Source organism: Gemella cuniculi DSM 15828 (assembly GCF_000425665.1).
Classification (GTDB): Bacteria; Bacillota; Bacilli; order Staphylococcales; family Gemellaceae; genus Gemella; species Gemella cuniculi.
The window spans coordinates 42,081-60,705 of sequence record NZ_KE384435.1 but is presented as its reverse complement, the minus strand read 5'-3'; the positions used below and the strand labels follow the sequence as shown (position 1 = coordinate 60,705).

General features: G+C 28.2%; 20 protein-coding genes and 1 riboswitch. Of the genes, 6 read left to right on the top strand and 14 right to left on the bottom strand.

Going from position 1 to position 18,625, the window contains the following annotated elements:
• Window positions 1–7 precede the first annotated feature (7 nt).
• The 12 genes from H612_RS0108585 to H612_RS0108530 all read right to left on the bottom strand — a co-directional run bounded on the left by H612_RS0108585 (window position 8) and on the right by H612_RS0108530 (window position 10,863).
• Window positions 8–976 (bottom strand): glycosyltransferase family 2 protein, encoded by a 969-nt coding sequence (locus tag H612_RS0108585; protein ID WP_027131059.1) that lies wholly within the window; start codon window positions 974–976, stop codon window positions 8–10.
• Window positions 966–1,967 (bottom strand): glycosyltransferase family 2 protein, encoded by a 1,002-nt coding sequence (locus tag H612_RS09455; protein ID WP_211223611.1) that lies wholly within the window; start codon window positions 1,965–1,967, stop codon window positions 966–968. The genes H612_RS0108585 and H612_RS09455 overlap by 11 nt, the downstream gene beginning before the upstream one ends.
• Window positions 1,967–3,070 carry a glycosyltransferase family 4 protein gene (locus H612_RS0108575; protein ID WP_027131057.1) on the bottom strand — a complete coding sequence of 368 codons (1,104 nt, stop codon included), beginning with the start codon at window positions 3,068–3,070 and terminating at the stop codon, window positions 1,967–1,969. The genes H612_RS09455 and H612_RS0108575 overlap by 1 nt, the downstream gene beginning before the upstream one ends.
• A 79-nt stretch (window positions 3,071–3,149) precedes the next feature.
• A complete protein-coding gene (locus H612_RS0108570; RefSeq protein ID WP_027131056.1) occupies window positions 3,150–3,971 on the bottom strand; it encodes a LicD family protein in 822 nt (273 codons plus the stop codon).
• Between the two features lie 34 nt (window positions 3,972–4,005).
• Entirely contained in the window at window positions 4,006–4,797 is a 792-nt protein-coding gene (locus H612_RS0108565; RefSeq protein ID WP_035500554.1) for a DUF4422 domain-containing protein, read from the bottom strand.
• Window positions 4,798–4,905: 108 nt separating this feature from the next.
• Window positions 4,906–5,568: a sugar transferase gene (locus H612_RS0108560; RefSeq protein ID WP_027131054.1), complete on the bottom strand. Its 663-nt coding sequence runs from the start codon at window positions 5,566–5,568 to the stop codon at window positions 4,906–4,908.
• A 13-nt stretch (window positions 5,569–5,581) separates the two neighbouring features.
• Window positions 5,582–6,280: a polysaccharide biosynthesis tyrosine autokinase gene (locus H612_RS0108555; RefSeq protein ID WP_027131053.1), complete on the bottom strand. Its 699-nt coding sequence runs from the start codon at window positions 6,278–6,280 to the stop codon at window positions 5,582–5,584.
• A 9-nt stretch (window positions 6,281–6,289) separates the two neighbouring features.
• Window positions 6,290–6,985, bottom strand: coding sequence for a Wzz/FepE/Etk N-terminal domain-containing protein (locus H612_RS0108550; RefSeq protein WP_027131052.1), 696 nt, complete (start codon window positions 6,983–6,985; stop codon window positions 6,290–6,292).
• Window positions 6,986–7,011: 26 nt separating this feature from the next.
• Entirely contained in the window at window positions 7,012–7,755 is a 744-nt protein-coding gene (locus tag H612_RS0108545) for a CpsB/CapC family capsule biosynthesis tyrosine phosphatase (RefSeq protein ID WP_245570473.1), read from the bottom strand.
• A complete protein-coding gene (gene cpsA, locus H612_RS0108540; RefSeq protein ID WP_027131050.1) occupies window positions 7,756–9,225 on the bottom strand; it encodes an LCP family glycopolymer transferase CpsA in 1,470 nt (489 codons plus the stop codon).
• 25 nt (window positions 9,226–9,250) lie between these two features.
• Window positions 9,251–10,105 carry a diacylglycerol/lipid kinase family protein gene (locus H612_RS0108535; RefSeq protein ID WP_027131049.1) on the bottom strand — a complete coding sequence of 285 codons (855 nt, stop codon included), beginning with the start codon at window positions 10,103–10,105 and terminating at the stop codon, window positions 9,251–9,253.
• Between the two features lie 392 nt (window positions 10,106–10,497).
• Window positions 10,498–10,863: a DUF1310 family protein gene (locus H612_RS0108530; RefSeq protein ID WP_027131048.1), complete on the bottom strand. Its 366-nt coding sequence runs from the start codon at window positions 10,861–10,863 to the stop codon at window positions 10,498–10,500.
• Window positions 10,864–11,611: 748 nt separating this feature from the next.
• Between H612_RS0108530 and H612_RS0108525 the strand changes: the two genes are divergently transcribed.
• Complete coding sequence (locus H612_RS0108525; RefSeq protein WP_027131047.1) at window positions 11,612–12,130, top strand: rhodanese-like domain-containing protein; 519 nt, start codon at window positions 11,612–11,614, stop codon at window positions 12,128–12,130.
• A gap of 555 nt (window positions 12,131–12,685) precedes the next feature.
• On the opposite strand, the gene yidD is transcribed toward H612_RS0108525, so the two are convergent.
• Window positions 12,686–12,937, bottom strand: coding sequence for a membrane protein insertion efficiency factor YidD (yidD, locus tag H612_RS09450; RefSeq protein WP_051210211.1), 252 nt, complete (start codon window positions 12,935–12,937; stop codon window positions 12,686–12,688).
• A 230-nt stretch (window positions 12,938–13,167) separates the two neighbouring features.
• Here yidD and H612_RS0108515 point away from each other — a divergent pair, with 230 nt between their 5' ends.
• Both H612_RS0108515 and H612_RS0108510 read left to right on the top strand, forming a co-directional pair.
• Entirely contained in the window at window positions 13,168–13,599 is a 432-nt protein-coding gene (locus tag H612_RS0108515) for a Dps family protein (protein ID WP_027131046.1), read from the top strand.
• 217 nt (window positions 13,600–13,816) lie between these two features.
• Window positions 13,817–13,929, top strand: a riboswitch (FMN riboswitch).
• A 236-nt stretch (window positions 13,930–14,165) separates the two neighbouring features.
• On the top strand, window positions 14,166–14,726 hold the full coding sequence (locus H612_RS0108510; RefSeq protein WP_027131045.1) for an ECF transporter S component: 561 nt from the start codon (window positions 14,166–14,168) through the stop codon (window positions 14,724–14,726).
• Window positions 14,727–14,842: 116 nt separating this feature from the next.
• Here H612_RS0108510 and H612_RS09445 read toward each other — a convergent pair whose 3' ends face one another.
• The gene (locus tag H612_RS09445; RefSeq protein ID WP_084167266.1) at window positions 14,843–15,463 is read right to left on the bottom strand and encodes a DUF4064 domain-containing protein; all 621 of its coding nucleotides are present in this window, start codon (window positions 15,461–15,463) and stop codon (window positions 14,843–14,845) included.
• A gap of 394 nt (window positions 15,464–15,857) precedes the next feature.
• On the opposite strand from H612_RS09445, the gene H612_RS0108500 reads away from it, so the two are divergent.
• The 3 genes from H612_RS0108500 (at window position 15,858) to H612_RS0108490 (ending at window position 18,585) form a co-directional block, all read left to right on the top strand.
• The gene (locus tag H612_RS0108500) at window positions 15,858–16,283 is read left to right on the top strand and encodes a sigma-70 family RNA polymerase sigma factor (RefSeq protein ID WP_027131044.1); all 426 of its coding nucleotides are present in this window, start codon (window positions 15,858–15,860) and stop codon (window positions 16,281–16,283) included.
• Window positions 16,284–16,371: 88 nt separating this feature from the next.
• On the top strand, window positions 16,372–16,890 hold the full coding sequence (locus tag H612_RS0108495; protein WP_035500552.1) for a sigma-70 RNA polymerase sigma factor region 4 domain-containing protein: 519 nt from the start codon (window positions 16,372–16,374) through the stop codon (window positions 16,888–16,890).
• 330 nt (window positions 16,891–17,220) lie between these two features.
• The gene (locus tag H612_RS0108490) at window positions 17,221–18,585 is read left to right on the top strand and encodes an MATE family efflux transporter (RefSeq protein ID WP_027131042.1); all 1,365 of its coding nucleotides are present in this window, start codon (window positions 17,221–17,223) and stop codon (window positions 18,583–18,585) included.
• Window positions 18,586–18,625 lie beyond the last annotated feature (40 nt).

The window sequence follows — 18,625 nt, the reverse complement described above, 5'->3', positions numbered from 1 at the left end:
TCCTTCCCTAATTACTTACAATATTCTTCAATTTATAATACCCTTTAGGGGATATTATAAAAAATATATATTTTAATTTAAATTTCAAGCTTACTCTTTTATTTAATAAAATATCAGCATAGTATTTTGCTATAATATTTCTTATATTTAATACATCTTTCATATCATTTTTTGCTGCTGAGTTCGATATTCGAAACGCCCCCATTGCTAACTTAGCATTCAATGCACGTATTATTGAAATATCATTTCCATAATTCTCTCTTATAACATTTCTATTATTTTCTATAGCTTCAAAAAAATCGTATTGCTTTGATGTGAAAGTAGAATTTACTATGCTTCCTTGTCTTTTATAATAGTTGTACACTTTTAATTCACTTACACAGATATCAACAGTATCTTTTAGGTGAGTCGAAATTATATAAAGATCCTCATAAATCTTTCCACTTGGAAATCTTTCATTTAATACTATTTCTCTTTTATATAATTTACCACATGCCGAAACTGTAGCTTTCTTATCATAAAACATCTCAATCAACGCTTTTTTATTGGATAATACAATGACTTTTTTATAATCACTCTCTAATTGATTGCGCTTACTATACTCATTATATTTATCTGTTGGTTTAATCTCTGTAGTAACTATATCAACATTGTATTTTTTCTGAATATTTACCATAAATTCAAGTGCATAACTTTCTAAATAATCATCTGGGTCTAAAAAAGTAATAAATTCTCCTCTACTTTTCTCCACACCAAAGTTCCTTGCATCAGATAAGCCTCCATTTTCTTTATGATAAACAAAAAAATTCTCATACTTTAAAGTATACTCATCACATAATTTCCCAGAACCATCTGTTGATCCATCATCAACCAATATGACTTCAAAATCTTTATATGTTTGTCTTAGTAAACTTTCCATTGCATAATGTAAATAATTTTCAACATTATAGACAGGTACTACTACACTAATTAACATTTTCTTCTCCTAATTTTTTTACCTTGTTATTTACTAATTGGGTTATAATAAAACTAAAAATACCTTTTGTTTTATAATTGAAATACAATAATCCTGTTGTTTTTTCAGCTTTATTATACGTATATTTATATTTTTTATTGTCAGCATACTTGAACAATTCATACACTTTACTCTTGCATCCATTCATCAAAAACAATAAACATTGTTTATTAATTAAATATTTTAGTGTATCACTAACTATTATTTTTAATTCGTCTCTTTTATAAATCTTATGATAAAAATCTAAAATCGTTTTTGTTACTTTATCATGATGATTAGCATTTTTCTTCATCACACTTATGTTCATACTTTGATCTGGTCTTCCCAAAAAGTATTGATAAATATCTAGATTCCAATAAACATAATTACCTGTATGTTCTAAAGGAAATAATGTATATTGAATATCCACATAAAAAGAATTTTCACTTAAATATATACTATTATTCCTTAATACATTGGTTTTATAAGTAAGGGAATGCATTGGAATACGTCTTTGTGGCAATTTATTCGTTACTTTATCTTTTGAAAGTTCTTCCAAAAAATTTATATGAACAACCTTATTACTATATAAATGTTGTTCTGTATAATCTGTTATAACCATATCTACATCTATTTCTTGTAATCTATGTAAAAATTCCTCAAAATTTTTAGTATCTACCCAATCATCACCATCAATAACTTTAAAATATTTTCCTTTAGCTTCTTTTATTCCTCTATTTATTGTTGAACCATGACCACCATTTTCTTTATTTATTATGATTACATCTAAATCACTATCCAATATTAAATTTTCAACAACTTTTACTGAATTATCCTGACTACCATCATTTATTACTAATATTTCAAATAGTTTGTATAGGGTCTCATCAACATTTTTAAAAGACTCAATACACCTATCTATATATTTTTCTATATTATACGTAGGCACTACTATAGTTAATAATTTTTCCATTATTTATTTTCTCCTACTAATTCCTCTATTAAATCAATCCATTGTTTTAATATTTTATCTTTATCAAATTTTTCAGTATCTTTCATCGAATTGTTAGAAAAACTCTCTCTTAGCTCTTTATTTTCTATAAGTTTTATTATTTTCTCACTCATTTTATCTACATCATAATTATCTATTAAATAGCCATTTTCTTTATCTAAAACTATTTCTGAAGGACCTGTTGGACATTTAAAACTTACTATAGGCAATCCATATTGTTTAGCTTCTAATAACACCAGTGGTAGTCCCTCATAACGTGAAGTCATAACATAAATGGCATGGTTTGGATATATATTTTCTGTACCCTTTACTGTCCCCATAAAGTTAACTTGTGATAAAACATTATTTTTTTCTAATTCTTGCACAAGTTTATTTTTAATACTTTCTTCTCCTATGCCATAAATATCCCACTGCCAGCCTGGATATTTTGATAATACCTGAGTAGCTACTTTTCCCAAAAAGTCATAGCCTTTTTGATTATCAAATCTGCCTACTGTAATAAGTTTTTTTGAATCTGAATTATATTTAATACTTTGTAAATTAGTCTGCTCTATCCAATTATAAATGTAATTTACTTTGGAATTGAGAAGTTTATATTTTTTAATATACTGTTCTCTATCTTGGTTTGTTAATGTTATTATTTTATCAGCCAGCTTAGAACCTATGTATCTTTGAACTTTTTGTGATTTTGAATTATTATCACCCATTAAATTTGTATGATCACATAACACTGCCTTTGTTTTTATTCCTAGCGTACTCAACGATAATATTACATTTGAACTTGTTCCTATTCCAAAGACTAAATCTATATCATTTTTTATAAAATACGCTTTCATCTTTCTTATCACTTTATATAGATTAATAGAAAGTTTTATTTTTTCATCAAATAAATTATAATATCTAATCTTTTTATTTAGATTATAAAATATATCTTCTTTTTTAGTTATACCACCAACTAAATGTACATGATAAGTTTTTGACAATTCATTTGCTAATGATATGGCAACTTTCTCTCCACCTCCAGTGGTATTTAGGCTCCATTTTACTAAACATATTTTTCTCATACCTATAAATATATTCCTTTACATTAAATTATATATCATTTTTTCAAACGTCAACCACAATAAGCTGATAACTAAACCATTATTCTCCTAAACTAATAATTTTATATTGATGAGGCACTCTATTCTCTTCTGGAGGTAATTTCATATAATCTTCTCCATATATAGCCATTAAATATTCTCTATATTTAGATGGACAACTTAACTTAATATTCTCAAAATCTAAAAATACTGGTTGTCCAAAATAAAAACTCGGTACTAATTCCCTTAACTTATATGCACCTGTATAATTCCCAGCATATCCCTCATCTATACTATACCTTTTTATAGCAGCTATATACTTGCTTTGTGCTTTTTCAAATGAAATCAATCTTTCTAAGTTTAACATATCCGCTGTCTTAATAACAAATTTTTCATACCACGGTCTTTCTTTTTTATTTTGATTAACTATAGTGTTAAACTCAGATAATTGAACCATCATTCTTCTATATAAGTACCTCTTCTCATGAATAGCACGCTTCAATCCTTTTTCTGGCAAACCATCTATTGGAAATATATCTATCCACAGACTCTCTTCCTGTTCAACATTACTATAATTCATAATTATCTTTGTGGAAGTATCCCTTATCACAGAAAATGCTTTTTTATAACCTAAAGTATCTTCGCTTAAATATAAGTATCTCCCAAAAATTTTTTCCGTAGCAATATTTTTAAACTTCTCATAGTCTTCTCTGGGCATACCTATATCTATATCATCATCCCACGGAATAAAACCCTTATGTCTGACCGCTCCTAGTAATGTTCCTCCTAAAGCATAATAAGTTAAATCTTCTTCCTCACATATTTCTATGAAAACTTTTAATATATTTAAAATCTTTTTTTGTATAATCTCTATATCACTCATATATTTTTATACTCCATATCGTATGTTTTTTAACTTAAAAACTTTCTTTATATTTTTTCTTTAAAAATTTTGCTCTTAGAAAAGCACTACCTTTTTTTAGCCAATTAACTTCAAAAGCATTAAGATAAGGCACTTCATTGGTTTTATAACCTTTTTGTTCTAACCACACATTAAATAAAAGTTCACTCACTCTACCAAATAACCTTGCTTCAAATGGTGTCAATTCAGTAACATCTACTATTTTTTGTAACCTAAAAAGAATATCAAACAACCAACTACAGTATTCATCTAAATATTCTTTTTTCATAATAAACATATTAAACATATATCCACTTCTTTGTTTCATAACTTTATCAAATGACGATAGATATTCTGGATAAACTTCTTCAATTATCAGCCTAGTGTTATCTAAATGTTTTCCATCAAACGTGTTTGAATAATGACTATACAAAGTTTCTATATAATACTTTCTTTTCTTAGGAACTAATATATCTGCCTGTTCTAAATAAAACTTGACATCTTCTCTTGATAAAACATATTTATTTATATCCATCCCGTTTTTATATTTCACATGACGATTACTAAAATATCTTCTGTAGTGATCTAAACCTATATACTCTGAATCTAGATTTTTCCACGCCCAGTAAATACCTGTCAATTCACAGAAATATGGATTTAATTTTGATATATTATCTCCTGTATTATCCTGTATGTACCCAATAGATTCTTTCCCTTCTGCTCCGACTTGTATAGGAAGGTAAATCGAATCTTTAGGGGCAGAAAAACTTTTATGTGAAGCTGCTAATATTTTGAAATTATGTTTCAATCTACCTTTTCTCTCTTTCTTTTTTCTTAATTTTATGTTATTATATACTTATTCTTAATTAAGGTCTATGTTTTTTAGTTTACCGCTTAAAACATAGGCTTTTTTATTTTAATATGCTGAATCTCTTGTAAACATTCTTTTTATTTCCATAAAGAATATTTTTACATCTAATTTTATAGAACAATTATCCACATAATATAATTCCAAATCACATCTTTCTGGATATTTTATACTGCTTCTCCCTTTTACTTGCCACCAACCTGTCGCTCCAGGTTTAATCGATAAAAATTTATCTACTTTACTACCATATTCTTTTAATTCTTCTTCTACGACTGGTCGTGGACCTATAAAACTCATCTCACCTTTTAGTATATTGACAAATTGTGGCAGTTCATCTATGCTAGTTTTTCTTAAAAAACTCCCCAGTTTTGTCATTCTTGGATCTTCTTCTGGAAGTAGTTTATAACTATTCTTTACATATTTTTCATATAATTCTTTATCTGCTCTTAGTATTTCTTCGGCATTTTCTACCATTGATCTAAATTTTATAATTTTAAATTTCTTTCCATTCTTTCCTATTCTTTCTTGGTAAAAAAATAATTTTCCTTTATTTTTACCAAAACTAAACAAGACAATAAGGATAATAGTTATGGGTATTAAAACTATTATCCCTAATAGTGATATCACAATATCACTTGTTCTTTTGAAGAACAAATAGAAGTCTCTTGCTTGTATGCTTTGATACTTTTCTTCTAATATATTTTTTTCCATCTTCTCCCCCTATCTACTTCATGTTCTTTCCATAATTTCCGTAGCCACCGTAGTTACCATAACCACCGTAACCCATTTCTTTTCTATCGACTTTATTTAAGATGGTTCCTAGGAATCTAGAACCTGCTTTTTCAAGCTGCTCTTTAGATTTTTCTAAAACTTTTTTCTTAATTTTGTTTGCTTCTACTACAGTGATAAAGCCGTCACATTTTTTAGCGATAATCGCTGCATCTATTACCGCTCCGATAGGAGGTGTATCTATAATTACATAGTCATAATATTCCTTAAAAACATCTATCATTACATTAAAGTTTTTGTTTTGCAAAAGTCCTGTAGGATTTGGGGGTACTTGCCCTGCCGGAATAATATTAAGATTTTCTACATCAGTCTCGTAGATTACTTCTTCTATTGGTGATACTCCTGAAAGGTAGTTAGTCAATCCGTTTATTTTATCTTTAAACTTAAATCTTCCTGCCATTACAGATTTTCTTGTATCTGCATCTATTAAAATCGTTCTTAATCCTAAATTCGCTAATGAAATCGCAAGGTTTGTTGATACTGTACTCTTCCCTTCGTTTTCAGTAGTTGATGTTAGTGCTATTACTTTTATATCTTTTCCCAAAAATTGAATATTTGTTCTAAGTGCATTGTAATATTCTTTATTTGCTGGGTTAACTATTTTTTTATTACCTAATAAACTTATTTCAGCCATTTTTTTCTCCTATTTTTTTGTATCTGTGCTAGGAATTACTCCTAAAAGTACTAAATTCATACCCTCTTCAAGATCTTCAGGACGTTTTATTCTATCGTCTAAAAGTTCTAATAAAACAACTCCCGCTACTGCCAAAATAAATCCTAGAACTGTCGCTAATACTCCATTTCTAAAAATATTTGGTGAGCTTGGTGTTGTAGCTGCTTTAGCTTCTTCTAATGTTGTAACATCATCTATTTTCGTTACTTCTTTTATTTGGTTTGCTGATACTTCTCTTACAGCGTTTGCTAGTGTACTAGCCACTTGTGGATCTTTATCAGTTACTGTTATCGAAATTATACGAGTATCTTTAGGTGCATCAACACTTATTTTTGATGCCAATGCTTTTGATGATATAGCCAAATTATTTTTTTCTGCTACATCGTTCATCACTTTGTTAGAAAGAATAATTTCTTTGTAGTCTTTTACAAGAAGTGTTCCTAGTTGAACGTCTTGGGTTGTTATAGCTTGATCACCTTTTTTTTGATTTACTACATATACTTTTGTTGTACTTGCATATTTCGGTGTTGCAATAAATAAGCTATATGCTAATGATACTGCTGTAAACATTAGTGTTATCAATGCAATTATAATTTTCTTCTCCCAAAGTCTACGAAGAAGTAGCATTATATCTATTTGTATAAAATCTTTTTCTTGATTATCCATGTTTTTAAGTTTTTCCTCTCTATTCCTTATATAATTTTATTCATTAATAATCTCTCTTGGTTCTTTTCGAACAACTCATAAGCTATCGTCGTTCCGTATTTTTTTTCTATTATTTCGTACGCTTCTTTCATATATGGCTTTCTAGTAGTCATATTATGCATATCACTTGCGATAAAATGCACTAATTCAGCATCTAAATATTTTTTGGCACGTTTTTTATAGTGTTTATGCTTATCGCCTATTAATTTTGTTTTTAAAACGCTCGCTGCATTCACTTGGATATAGCTTCCCATATTTATCAACTCTTGAACTTTTTGTTCATCAAGGTTTGAGTATCTTTCGACATGAGCAACCACTGGAGTAAGTCCCAATAGCACTATACCATTCAATACTCTGTATATTTCCTTATAACTTATTCCATAAGAAAATTCAACCAATATATATTCAGTTTCCGCCAAGGTAGGATATTTTCTACTTTCTATATTAGCTAGCTCACCTTCTCTATAAAAAATCTCACTTCCTAAATAGATATTTAAATCTTCTGATATACCTTTTGCGATTTTTTCTACTCGTGAGAAGTTTTCTTTTATTATTTCTATATCCGTCTCAAACATCCCACGTCTTCTGTGTGGAGTAGCTATTATTGTTCTTACTCCTTGTGAAAAACTTTCTCTTAAGAGATCTTCAGTTTCTTTTTCATCGTGTGCGCCATCATCCACTCCAAAAATAATATGCGAGTGGATGTCTATCATCCTTATTCCTTCTTTCATCTATTTTCCTTCCAGTACATTTTTTATATTTTCTGTAACTTCTGTTAAACTTTGTTGATTTATCTGTGTCATGTATAATCTTGCTTCTGGCATTGCATAAGAAGGAAGATCCATTCTGCCTGTTCCTGTTAGTGCTTGTGAGGTTACTGAATAGTCTTTCCCGGCACTTAGCTGTTCATTGGCAAGTCCCATTGCAGTCTCAAGCGGCATATTAGTTTGAATTGATTGTGTAAGTTCTGAAATAATAGTATTATAATTTGCTAATCCTTCTTTTGAAGATAATTTTTTTATAATAGCTGTTATTACTTTTTCTTGATTTTTACCACGATCATTATCTCCACCAGTAAGTCCATAGCGTTCTCTTACAAAGGCTAAGGCACGTTCTGAATCTAGATGAACAAGACCTGGTTCAAATTTATAACCACCTATATGTGATACAAAACTTTGATCGTTGTACACATCTATTCCACCAATAATATCTATTAGTTTCAGGAATGAAGTGAAGTTAAGTCGTGCATAATAGTCTATTTTCGTTGTGTATAAGTTTTCTAATGTATGAATAGAAGAATCTACTCCGTATATACCTGCGTGAGTTAACTTGTCATATTGATTATTTCCACCGTCAGCGATTCTTACATAGGAATCCCTTGGTGTTGTGGTTAATAATATTTTTCCTGTATTTTTATTAACGGTCATTATAATATTAACATCCGAACGTGATACTGACGAAATCGGGCCGTAAGTATCTATTCCACTTATGTAGACATTAAAGCTATTGCCTGCATTAGTTTTTGCTTTACTAGTTACTTCTTTAGTAATTTTGAACTCATAGATTTTTTTCGTTTTTTCGTTAAAATCTGCATACTGACTTGTTACGAAACTTTCATAAGAGCTGTTTAAAATCATAGCACGTGTTTTGCCATCTTTTAAACTTTCATAAGCACTTATATAGCTTTTAGCCTCAACTAAATTAAGTGTACTCTTTTCATTATCTCTTATATTTTTCATAAGTTTATTTATATTTTCGCCGTCAGCAGATACAGGAGCAGCTACCTCTGTACCATTCAAATCATTTAGTTTATTCGCTGTATCGTCTTTCAAAACTACAACACTCATAGTATACTCATTAACTGCTGCCGTACTATTCAAATTATCAAATAACCTAATCGCTGTTCTAAATTGCAAATATGTAAAAATAAGCACTATATTTATTATCACTAAAAATACGCTATTAAATGTTTTAGCTTTCTTTTTAACAACTAAAGCTAGTGAAACTATTATCGCTAGAATTATTACCACTATTAAAATATAATTTATCCCTCTAAAATTTAGAAAATCATATTTGAGCATCGTCCAACCAACTACACTTCCAACTACAACAAGAAGTGCAGCTAAAACACCATTAAAAATCTCAAAACCACTAACCTTTTTGGAAAGTTCATCACTTTCTTTTCGTGATCTCCTACTCATTACCTCATCTCTTTCTTTATTAATATTATCTTTTTATTTTATAAAATTTTTCTAAACATTTTATTTCTAATTTATCTTTATAATCTACTAACTCACCATCTATTTGATAGTATTTTTGGTTGGTAGTTACGGATAATTTATTTGTCGTAATAAATTTAACACCTTTTAATTTATTATGCTTTTTTAGAAGTAGACATAAATAGTTATAAACAAACTTAAAAAAACCCATTTCCTCCATTACCATAATATGAAGCAAACCATCTTTTCCACTTGCAGTATTAGAAAACTTAACACCGCCACCTTCATATGGTTGAACCATAACATTTAACAAGTATAACTTTCTACTTTCTAATACTTTATTATCATATTCTATTTTTGCATAATACTTTTTCAAATTAAAAATGCTTGCAAGTCCGCAAAGCAAGTAAATATTTTTTCTAAAGTATTTCTTTAGTTTTGTTTTTTTTACACGTTCTATTATGTCAGCATTAAATCCGATATCCAATCCCGTGCAGAATTTTCTATCGTTAACACATGCTGCATCATATTCCTCTGTATTGCCTTGCGAATTGATCAATTCTATTATTTCCGAAGTATTTTTTTTAAGATTTAATGATCTACCTAAATCATTTCCAGAACCACGTGCTATGTATAAAATCTTCTCTCCATGATAGTTATTAATAACCTCATTCATAGTTCCATCTCCTCCAATTACAATTATCTCATCGGAAGAAACTTCGTCCATCAATCTTGTCGCATTGACAGTACCGGTTGTTTGCAGGACTTCGTACTTTATATCTTTTTCCTTTAACGCTTGTTCTAATTCTTTCAATTTTTTTACAGAATTTTTATTATTTGAATTCACTATTATTTCAATCATCTCATCAACCTTAAAAATACTTTATCTATACAATTATACACTAAAAACACTTTATAATCAAAGATAATAATAAATTTTTTCATTATTTGAACAAAATTTCGTTATAAAAACATTTTCACCTAAATTTTTATTCATAATGAAGATTATTTTTATCTCCAAAGTGTAAAATAAATTTTTTCTTCTATACGTCTAATCTCTATAATAACTCATCTACATTAAAGCAGTATGTATATCTCTCATTTAGTAAAATTAAATTACCAAAAAGATCGTTTCTAATGCAAAAAATAAAAACACTAGATGACACTCAATTCAATCTAGTGTTGTCTATTTTTATATTGAAGTCAGTTTTTACTTCGAAAATGACTAAGAACTTAGTAAAAAATATTAAACCTTTAGTTTTTTTCTTCTAGTAAGTCGTCCAATTCTTTGGAATGTTTAACCTCTTCGATTTTCTGATCTTTGTCATTTTCCATTAAAGTATCTATATTTAATTTTTCATCATTGTTGACAATTAATCTAGCAAAAACTTTCTCCCCAACAGTTTTTATACTTTCATAATCTATTTTATAATCTTTTATCTTCGCCTTTGCCGTAAATGCAAACTTATCTTTTTCTAAGATAAATTTTTCATAAAAACCGCGTGCATCTGCGTTTTTTACGAGTTGGACTATTTCTTTATACTTCGGATTGTTCTTCATATAAATTACCCCTCCAATTGCAGCAACTAAAGTTATGGCACCTATAATTCTCTTCTTCATAAAATTATTCCTCCTTTACACAGATTTTATATTTTTAATCTCCATTTTTTATGTTATATCATAAAGTGTTTGGAGACTTTTACTATCGCTAATTAGTGTTATTTTTAGTTAATCTTTATAATATATCTTTCTTCAATTTTTTTCAACTATTTTAAAGTACATTTTGATTAAAATATACTTTATTTTTCTAACTCTTCAAAATTCTAAAATAATAACTTCATATTTTAAGATATTATTTCTTATTCAAGTTACTTACAAATTCAAAATATCTAATTGAGTATGTTAAATTCTATTATATAAACCTCACTTCTCAAAGGTTTGAAATATCCACCTTAAAGATAGCCGTTTCTCTAGTTATATACTATTTATCTTTTTATACTTTATTTTTAAACTTTAGTTGTAGTATTTTAAATTTAATTTCTCCCACATGTACCATTTTTCCCCTAAAAATATTTTTTATTCTCTAGATGTTTTCAGTTTATTTTGTTATAAAATCAATAGCAAAAAACTCATAAACTACAAGCATTTTTTTATTTATTAAATTAAAATATTTTTTTAGTTTTTTTATATGTTTAATTTTATAATTTTCCTTTATAGTTACATAAAATCTTTATAGTTACAATTTTCTATTAAACCTGAATCTAAATTTGTATAAACTTATTTTAAAATATTTTTTTGTACTATATTATTTATTTTTATTATTTATTATGTTATAATTAAATTGTAAAAAATCCAGGAGGAATTATATATGAAAAAGATAAAAAAAATTACACTTGTTTTATCAAGTATTTTACTTTCGGCTTCATTAGCTGGATGTAGCAAGGGAGATGGACTTAATCGTTCTGCTAAAGACGGGAAAGAAAATAATGTTGAAAAAGCAGCTATTAAGTTGGTTAAATCTACAAACGAGGGGAATTATAAACTAATCGGTGCAGAAGAACTTAAAAAATCTATTGATAGTAATGAGGATATGATTCTTATCAACACTATTCCCGCAGATCGTTTTGCTAGTACAAAAATAAAAGGTGCAGTGAATGCTGGATTACCAAAAGAAATGAAAGATTTAAAACCTGAAGAAAAAGAGGCATTCTTAAAACTTTTAGGAGATAATAAAGATAAAAAAATTGTTATTTACTGTGGATTCGTCGCTTGTGAGCGAAGTCATGTTGGTGCCGTTCTAGCAAAAGAAGCTGGGTACAATAATGTTTATAGATTCCCGGGCGGAATTGCCGCATGGTTAGATGCAGGAAACAGCATTGATAAATAACACTTTACAGTTTAGAATTTGTGGATAATAAATGAGGAGTTACCTCACAAATACTTTTTAATATTACATAGGGTTTTTAGTAGAATAGTTATTGTCGCTGGGCTACTTAATTATGTTTAATCACCTCGGCGAAACTCAATTCTATTTTCTATATTTTTATCCAATTTACAATTTCGCCCAAAAGCTGGTTAGAGTTTCTTACTCTACCAGCTTTTATTTTCTATCAGATTACTTCAATTTAGTTTTTAAAAAATATAAAACCCAACTGATTTTACAATCAGCTGGATCTGCATTTTCTTTGCGAAATATTTAGTCATTTATTTTGCATTATTCTAATATAATTCTAGGTTGAAAGCTAGTAAAATTATAAGATAGTATATCGGAATCAGCTTATTTAAGCTATGTTATTGATATTCATCGCAAACCAATAATAATTGGGAACTAATAGCCTTTCTTTTTGATAGCCACAAGCAAAAATACAAGATTCAACTAATGCCTTTGCAATTTTATAATTAACATCTATAAATATACTCAACTAATTTGATTCACTAATTTTTATTTCTTTTTTCTAAATTTAAATATGTCTTCTTTAAATAATGGAACATTATCAAAGTATTCTCCTTTATAGAAAGGATGACATTTAAAAATTCTTTTTACAGTTAGGTAAGTCCCCAAGAAAAAACCAAATTTCTGATAACTCTCAATCGCATAATTCGAACATGTCGGAGAAAATCTACAGCGTGGTTTAGTGTTGGGTGATATGTACTTTCTGTAAAGATTAATTAAAAATATACAAATTTTTGCCATACTAAATCCTCTTTTCATTTTTATTCTATCAATTTTGTTTTATTATTTCAACTAATGGAGTTTTGAGGAACAGACAAAAGCATCTAACTTATTATTTTAGAAAAATGCTTATACTACAGCATTAAGAGTGCGATAACAATTCTCATTCGTTCCCAAAAGTACACTTTCTTTACTTCGATTATTTTGGGTGCTATAATTTATTTATAGATAATAAAGGAGGAAAAATTAAAATGACACATAAAACAGAATTAAATAAACTTGTTGCAAATTTGACAGTTCTTTATACAAAATTACACAGTTTTCACTGGTATGTAAAAGGAAGTTCTTTCTACACTTTGCATGAAGTATTTGAAAATTATTACAACTACACTACTGAAACTCTTGATGAAGCAGCTGAAAGATTATTAGCTATCGGCGGTCGTCCAGTTTCTACATTAAAGGGAGTTTTAGAGTTGGCTACCATTAAAGAAGCTACTGAAAAAGAAACAACATCAGAAATGGTGGCAGGCGTTTTCCATGATTTTGAACTTTTAATTAATGATCTTTCTAAACTTATGGAAGTTTCTGAAGAACAAGGTGATCAAGGAACATCTGACTTCGCTCTTGGCGTTAAAATTCAATTAGAAAAAAACGTTTGGATGTTAAAAGCATACCTTGCATAAAAGTTATTCTAAAATATAAATTTAGAACTAGAAATTCAAAGTCAGAATTTCTAGTTCTTTTTTAATTTCGATAAAACTATTGTAGCATAAAGACAAACATTCGCTGAGGTCAAAAGCTGTAGGTTTTCTTATGACTTATTTTTGATCTAAAAGTAAGTTACAAATCTTTTTTATTTACAACTCTTTCTTTTGGGTTTATAATGGAATTATAAAATTTAATTATCTTCGGGGCAGGGTGAAATTCCCGACCGGCGGTTATAGTCCGCGAGCGTAAGCTGATTTGGTGCAATTCCAAAACCGACAGTACAGTCTGGATGGTAGAAGATATAGGTACGTACTCTGTTGGGAATTTGAGTATTCTCTTTTTCGTACCTTTTGTTAGGTGTAGACTTTTAAAAGTCAATTTTATTATTTTCAAAACAGAATACTACCTTACCTTTAGTCCCGCTTTTTATGTTCTAAGTTAGAAACAACAAATTGGATATTTTTATCCACTTTTAGTTATTTTAATTATGAACGAAAGATGCGGTTATTTTTTTGCCTATGAAGATAGAAAGAGGTTTAATATGTATAAAAAAAATATTCATTCACTTGTACTAAGTGGAATGCTTTCAGTTATTGCTCTACTTCTATCTTTTTTTAGTTTTGCTGTGCCATTTTTGCCACCATTTCTAAAATTTGATTTTACGTTTATTCCATTGTTTATGGCTTTACTCATTATGAATTATAAAAATGCGTTGTTAGTTTCTATTTTAAAAAACTTTCTACATTTTGTATTAATTTCTCATGAGCCTACAGGAACTATCGCCAATATTGTTGTTGAGTTTATCTTTATTAGTATAATAGTTCTATTTTACAAAAAAAGCCCTATAAAAATTATACTAGGTGGTATTATCGCTACGGTAACTATGACTATTTTTATGTCGTTACTTAATTATTTTGTACTTCTTCCTGCTTATGGATATATTATGAATTTATCAGATATTGTACAAAATATAAAAACTATTATCAGCGTTGGAATTATTCCGTTTAACTTGATAAAAGGTACTCTTGTAACATTTTTATTCTTTGTAACTCTAAAAATTTACAAAGGTATTCCAGCAAGTATTAAATTACGTTTTTCATAAAATCAAAAAAGAGAATATAGTTAAATAATATAAAAAGATGAGAAGTAATCTAGTTTTGTTTAAAATTATTGAAGTTTTAAACTTAAAAATTACTAATCTCATCTTTTTTTATAAACCTATAGATACTCTATTTTATCTATACTTGGTTCATCTTTTTTAGATTCTGTGTTATTCGTTTGATAATTTGTTCCGTTAACATTTTGGTTATAAGAATTTAATTCTTGATTTTGAGCTTGCCCATAAGAATTTTGGTTATAACCTCCATTCGTACTATTATATCCACCATTACTATATGGATTTTCATCCATTGTTACTGGCTCTTTTCTAACGAATAACATTATCGCCACGATAAAATGTAAAAGATAAATTGGTACAAATATCCCTATCGATGTAACACCTACCGCTATTGCTACTATCAAAAACATTACTCCTGAAACTATTCTTGACTTCATAGTAAAGCTAGCAATTAACGCCATTATCATAAACACGATATAAAAAATTGCGTAACCTCTGAATCCTACTTCTAACACTCTAGTTACATCTTGGACATTGACAACTCCTGCTTGACCATTTTCCAAAATGGCTGCATTCACTCTTCGTAAAAATTCTGGATCTTTAGAAATCACTCCTAGCTTGCCTGAAAAAGCAATATAACTAACTGCGGATGTTATAATAATTAAGAAGATATTAGCAATCCATGCTAACACTTTTTCTACTGTTCTGTTAAATTCTCTCATTGGTATCCTCCTCCCACTTAAATTATATTAATTATATCATAAATATCATTGTTTTTATATTAATTAGTGGTATCTTCTGGTATATTTATATACTCTTCTAGTTCACTAACCTGATAATTATCTATTTGTTTAGTAAGATAATCATTATTTTTATGTAATTTTTTGACATAGCATGATATTCTCTTATTTTTTCAAATTTTTAGTTTTTATCTAAAATAAATGTTATTATAAAAATTTTCCAACAAATTAAAAATCCTCTATTCTCAATATTTTATTAAGTATAAAATAGAATTTATTTCCTAGCTTTTTTTAGTGATTTTGCATATAATTTCTTTTATGCCTCCTAGCAGTCCCCGCTGAAAAACTTTTCTTTGTAACTAAGGGAGGTTTTAAAATGATTCGTAAATATTTATATGTAAAAAATGAAAAAATCTTTGTTGATGAAGATATATATAAAGCTGTTAAAAGTATCGATAACCGATTTAATTATCTAGTTCATTTAGATATAGAAAATCAACTCATACATATTTCTAGCCATGACACTGAGGACACCGAAGCTATTAATTTGATTAGGGATAGTAGACTTTCTCCTTACAAAGTCTATGAAGAAAAGGTATTGACCTGTGAAATTCATAACGCACTTAATAAACTTAGCGATAGAGATAAGAGAATTATCTTAGCTCTATTTTTCGAAAACAAATCACTTAGACAAGTGGCGGAAGAAGAAAATACTTATGCTATGAATATTAGCCGTCGTAAGAAAAAAATTTTAAAAGAGTTAAAAGATTCATTAAATATTTTGGAAGATTTTGTTAAATAAATATTATAGAAATTGTTACAAAAGGGGAGTTTTTTCAGGTTTATAAGTGAAGAGATTGCAACTTTCTACTTAGAAAGGGGAATCAATTATGAAAAGTTATGAACTTTCTTTTGAGCAGGAGGTTAGATTTAATAAACTGGTTAAAGAAAAACATAACCTTATTATTAAATCTTTGAGAAAAGTTAATATTCCTAAACAACTTTATAATGAGTTTTTTAGTTTTGCACTAGAGGGACTCCTTGTTAGTTTTTTAATTTTGGAAGCTGGAGATATAGATAATTCTTCTTTTGATAGTTTTTGTTTTTCTACAATGAAAAGAAAACTTATCGATGAAATTCGTAGAAGAAATCTTAGACCTACTGTCAACTTTAACGACATAGAGCAAATCAAAATCTTTTCAGAAGATGATATAAATTTTTTGAAATTTGAATTTTACTCCAGCATTTCGGGTGAACTCACAAAAAGCGAAAAAATTTTCTTTAAAAGTTTTTTAAAGACTCGTAATTTTTATCAAACTATTAAGGAGCTTAATATTTCAAAAACACAGGGTTACCGCTTGTTAAATAGTATTAAGGAAAAGTGCAAAAAATTGCTTTTCTCTTGTTAAAAATATTATCGTTTGCTTAAGTATTATCTAATCTTAAATGATTAGAAAAAAATGGTTATCTGGATCAAAATATCTAATTTATACGGTAAAATGTTGCAATTTCTTTTCTTTTAGTAATTTCTAAGCTACACTTACCAAAAAATTTTTTAAAGTTCTCTATATTTTATATTTTCTTTTATTTTTGTTGTTATTCTTGATTTTCAACAGTTTGTAGTTTAAAATTTATTTATAACTATTTTTTACAATATAAATTTTCATTCGAGCTATATTTCGCTCGTTTCTTTATTTTGTGAAGAAATATAATTTTTATCATAGTTAGGAGTGTTTTGTATGAATGATATGACTCATGGAGCAATTTTATCAAAGATACTTCATTTTTCAATATTTATTTTTATTGGGGGACTTCTTCAAAATTTGTATCTTATTATTGATTCTATTATTCTAGGTCATTATGTCGGTGAAAGTGGTATTGCTGTTGTCGGTATTGCTAGTCCTATTAATTTTATCGCTATGGGATTTCTTATCGGAACTGCTTATGGCTTTGGCGTTATAATGGCAAAAAGTTTTGGAGCAGGAAATTTTAAAGAATTTAGAAAGTATTTTTTTAATTCTATTATCCTTTCTTTTATTATAGGTATATTATTTACTATCATTTTATCTTTAGTTAACAGCAATATTTTAAATCTTATAAATACCCCTAGTGAATTGTTTAATGAAGCACATCGTTTTCTTTTTATCTTATATTTAGGTTGTGCTTCTACTCTTATTTATAATTTATTTGCAGCTACACTTAGAAGTATTGGTAACAGCTTTACTCCTGTTTTATTTTTACTACTTTCTGTTGCAATCAATGGTATTTTGGCTTATATTTTTGTTGCACTTTTGAATTTTGGGGTTGAAGGAAGTGCTTTTGCTACTATTATTGCTCAAGCTACGTCAGCTATTTGCTGTTACTTTTATATAAATCATAAATATCCCGAGCTTCGCCTTACAAAAGAAGATACTTCTTTAGATTTTAATTTTATGAAAGCTCTTCTTCTCCAAGGTGTTCCGATGGGAATGCAGTTTTCTTTTACAGGAATAGGTTTAATTGTTTTGCAAAAGTTTCTTAACGGTTTCGGAACGAACTATATTGCCGGATACAGTATTGGTGTTCGTATACAAAATATAGTTTCTTACATTTATGTAGCACTGGGTACAGCCGTTTCTACCTTTATTAGCCAAAATATCGGAGCAAAAAAAATGTACAGAATTTCTAAAGCTGTGCGTTCTTTAACAATTACAACTATCGGCTGTGCTATTTTAAGTATGATTATTATTCGAACATTTGGTGCATCACTTATTACTCTTTTTACTACAGAACCTAACGAAGAGCTAACACAGGCTACTCTTACCTATTTTAATAATGTAACTTTAGCTTATATTCCTCTTGCGATTTTGATACTTTATCGAAATGCACTTCAAGGATACGGCTTTCCTATTACGGCTATGATGGCTGGAATAGTAGAACTTGTTAATAGAGTTATTATCGTTATTTTCTTTACGGATTCATTAGGATTTATTGCCATTTGCTATGCAGATTCCATAAATTGGGTAATAACGGCAATTTTCTTATTAATAGTATATTTTATCACAATAAAAATCCATAAACGTAAGTATGGCGAGTTTTATAAAATCCCAAGCTACGAAAATTAAAAAAGTTAAAACCGACACTCTCTTTCAATCTTATTAGTAA

Coding starts and splice junctions, on each gene's coding strand:
- H612_RS0108495 (WP_035500552.1), top strand. CDS start 16,372: ATGAAAAGTTATGAACTTTCTTTTGAGCAGGAGGTTAGATTTAATAAA.
- H612_RS0108510 (WP_027131045.1), top strand. CDS start 14,166: ATGTATAAAAAAAATATTCATTCACTTGTACTAAGTGGAATGCTTTCA.
- H612_RS0108545 (WP_245570473.1), bottom strand. CDS start 7,755: ATGAAAGAAGGAATAAGGATGATAGACATCCACTCGCATATTATTTTT.
- H612_RS09455 (WP_211223611.1), bottom strand. CDS start 1,967: ATGGAAAAATTATTAACTATAGTAGTGCCTACGTATAATATAGAAAAA.
- H612_RS0108530 (WP_027131048.1), bottom strand. CDS start 10,863: ATGAAGAAGAGAATTATAGGTGCCATAACTTTAGTTGCTGCAATTGGA.
- H612_RS0108575 (WP_027131057.1), bottom strand. CDS start 3,070: ATGAGAAAAATATGTTTAGTAAAATGGAGCCTAAATACCACTGGAGGT.
- H612_RS0108570 (WP_027131056.1), bottom strand. CDS start 3,971: ATGAGTGATATAGAGATTATACAAAAAAAGATTTTAAATATATTAAAA.
- H612_RS0108535 (WP_027131049.1), bottom strand. CDS start 10,105: ATGATTGAAATAATAGTGAATTCAAATAATAAAAATTCTGTAAAAAAA.
- H612_RS0108550 (WP_027131052.1), bottom strand. CDS start 6,985: ATGGATAATCAAGAAAAAGATTTTATACAAATAGATATAATGCTACTT.
- yidD (WP_051210211.1), bottom strand. CDS start 12,937: ATGGCAAAAATTTGTATATTTTTAATTAATCTTTACAGAAAGTACATA.
- H612_RS0108500 (WP_027131044.1), top strand. CDS start 15,858: ATGATTCGTAAATATTTATATGTAAAAAATGAAAAAATCTTTGTTGAT.
- H612_RS0108555 (WP_027131053.1), bottom strand. CDS start 6,280: ATGGCTGAAATAAGTTTATTAGGTAATAAAAAAATAGTTAACCCAGCA.
- H612_RS0108490 (WP_027131042.1), top strand. CDS start 17,221: ATGAATGATATGACTCATGGAGCAATTTTATCAAAGATACTTCATTTT.
- H612_RS0108585 (WP_027131059.1), bottom strand. CDS start 976: ATGTTAATTAGTGTAGTAGTACCTGTCTATAATGTTGAAAATTATTTA.
- H612_RS09445 (WP_084167266.1), bottom strand. CDS start 15,463: ATGAGAGAATTTAACAGAACAGTAGAAAAAGTGTTAGCATGGATTGCT.
- H612_RS0108560 (WP_027131054.1), bottom strand. CDS start 5,568: ATGGAAAAAAATATATTAGAAGAAAAGTATCAAAGCATACAAGCAAGA.
- H612_RS0108515 (WP_027131046.1), top strand. CDS start 13,168: ATGACACATAAAACAGAATTAAATAAACTTGTTGCAAATTTGACAGTT.
- cpsA (WP_027131050.1), bottom strand. CDS start 9,225: ATGAGTAGGAGATCACGAAAAGAAAGTGATGAACTTTCCAAAAAGGTT.
- H612_RS0108525 (WP_027131047.1), top strand. CDS start 11,612: ATGAAAAAGATAAAAAAAATTACACTTGTTTTATCAAGTATTTTACTT.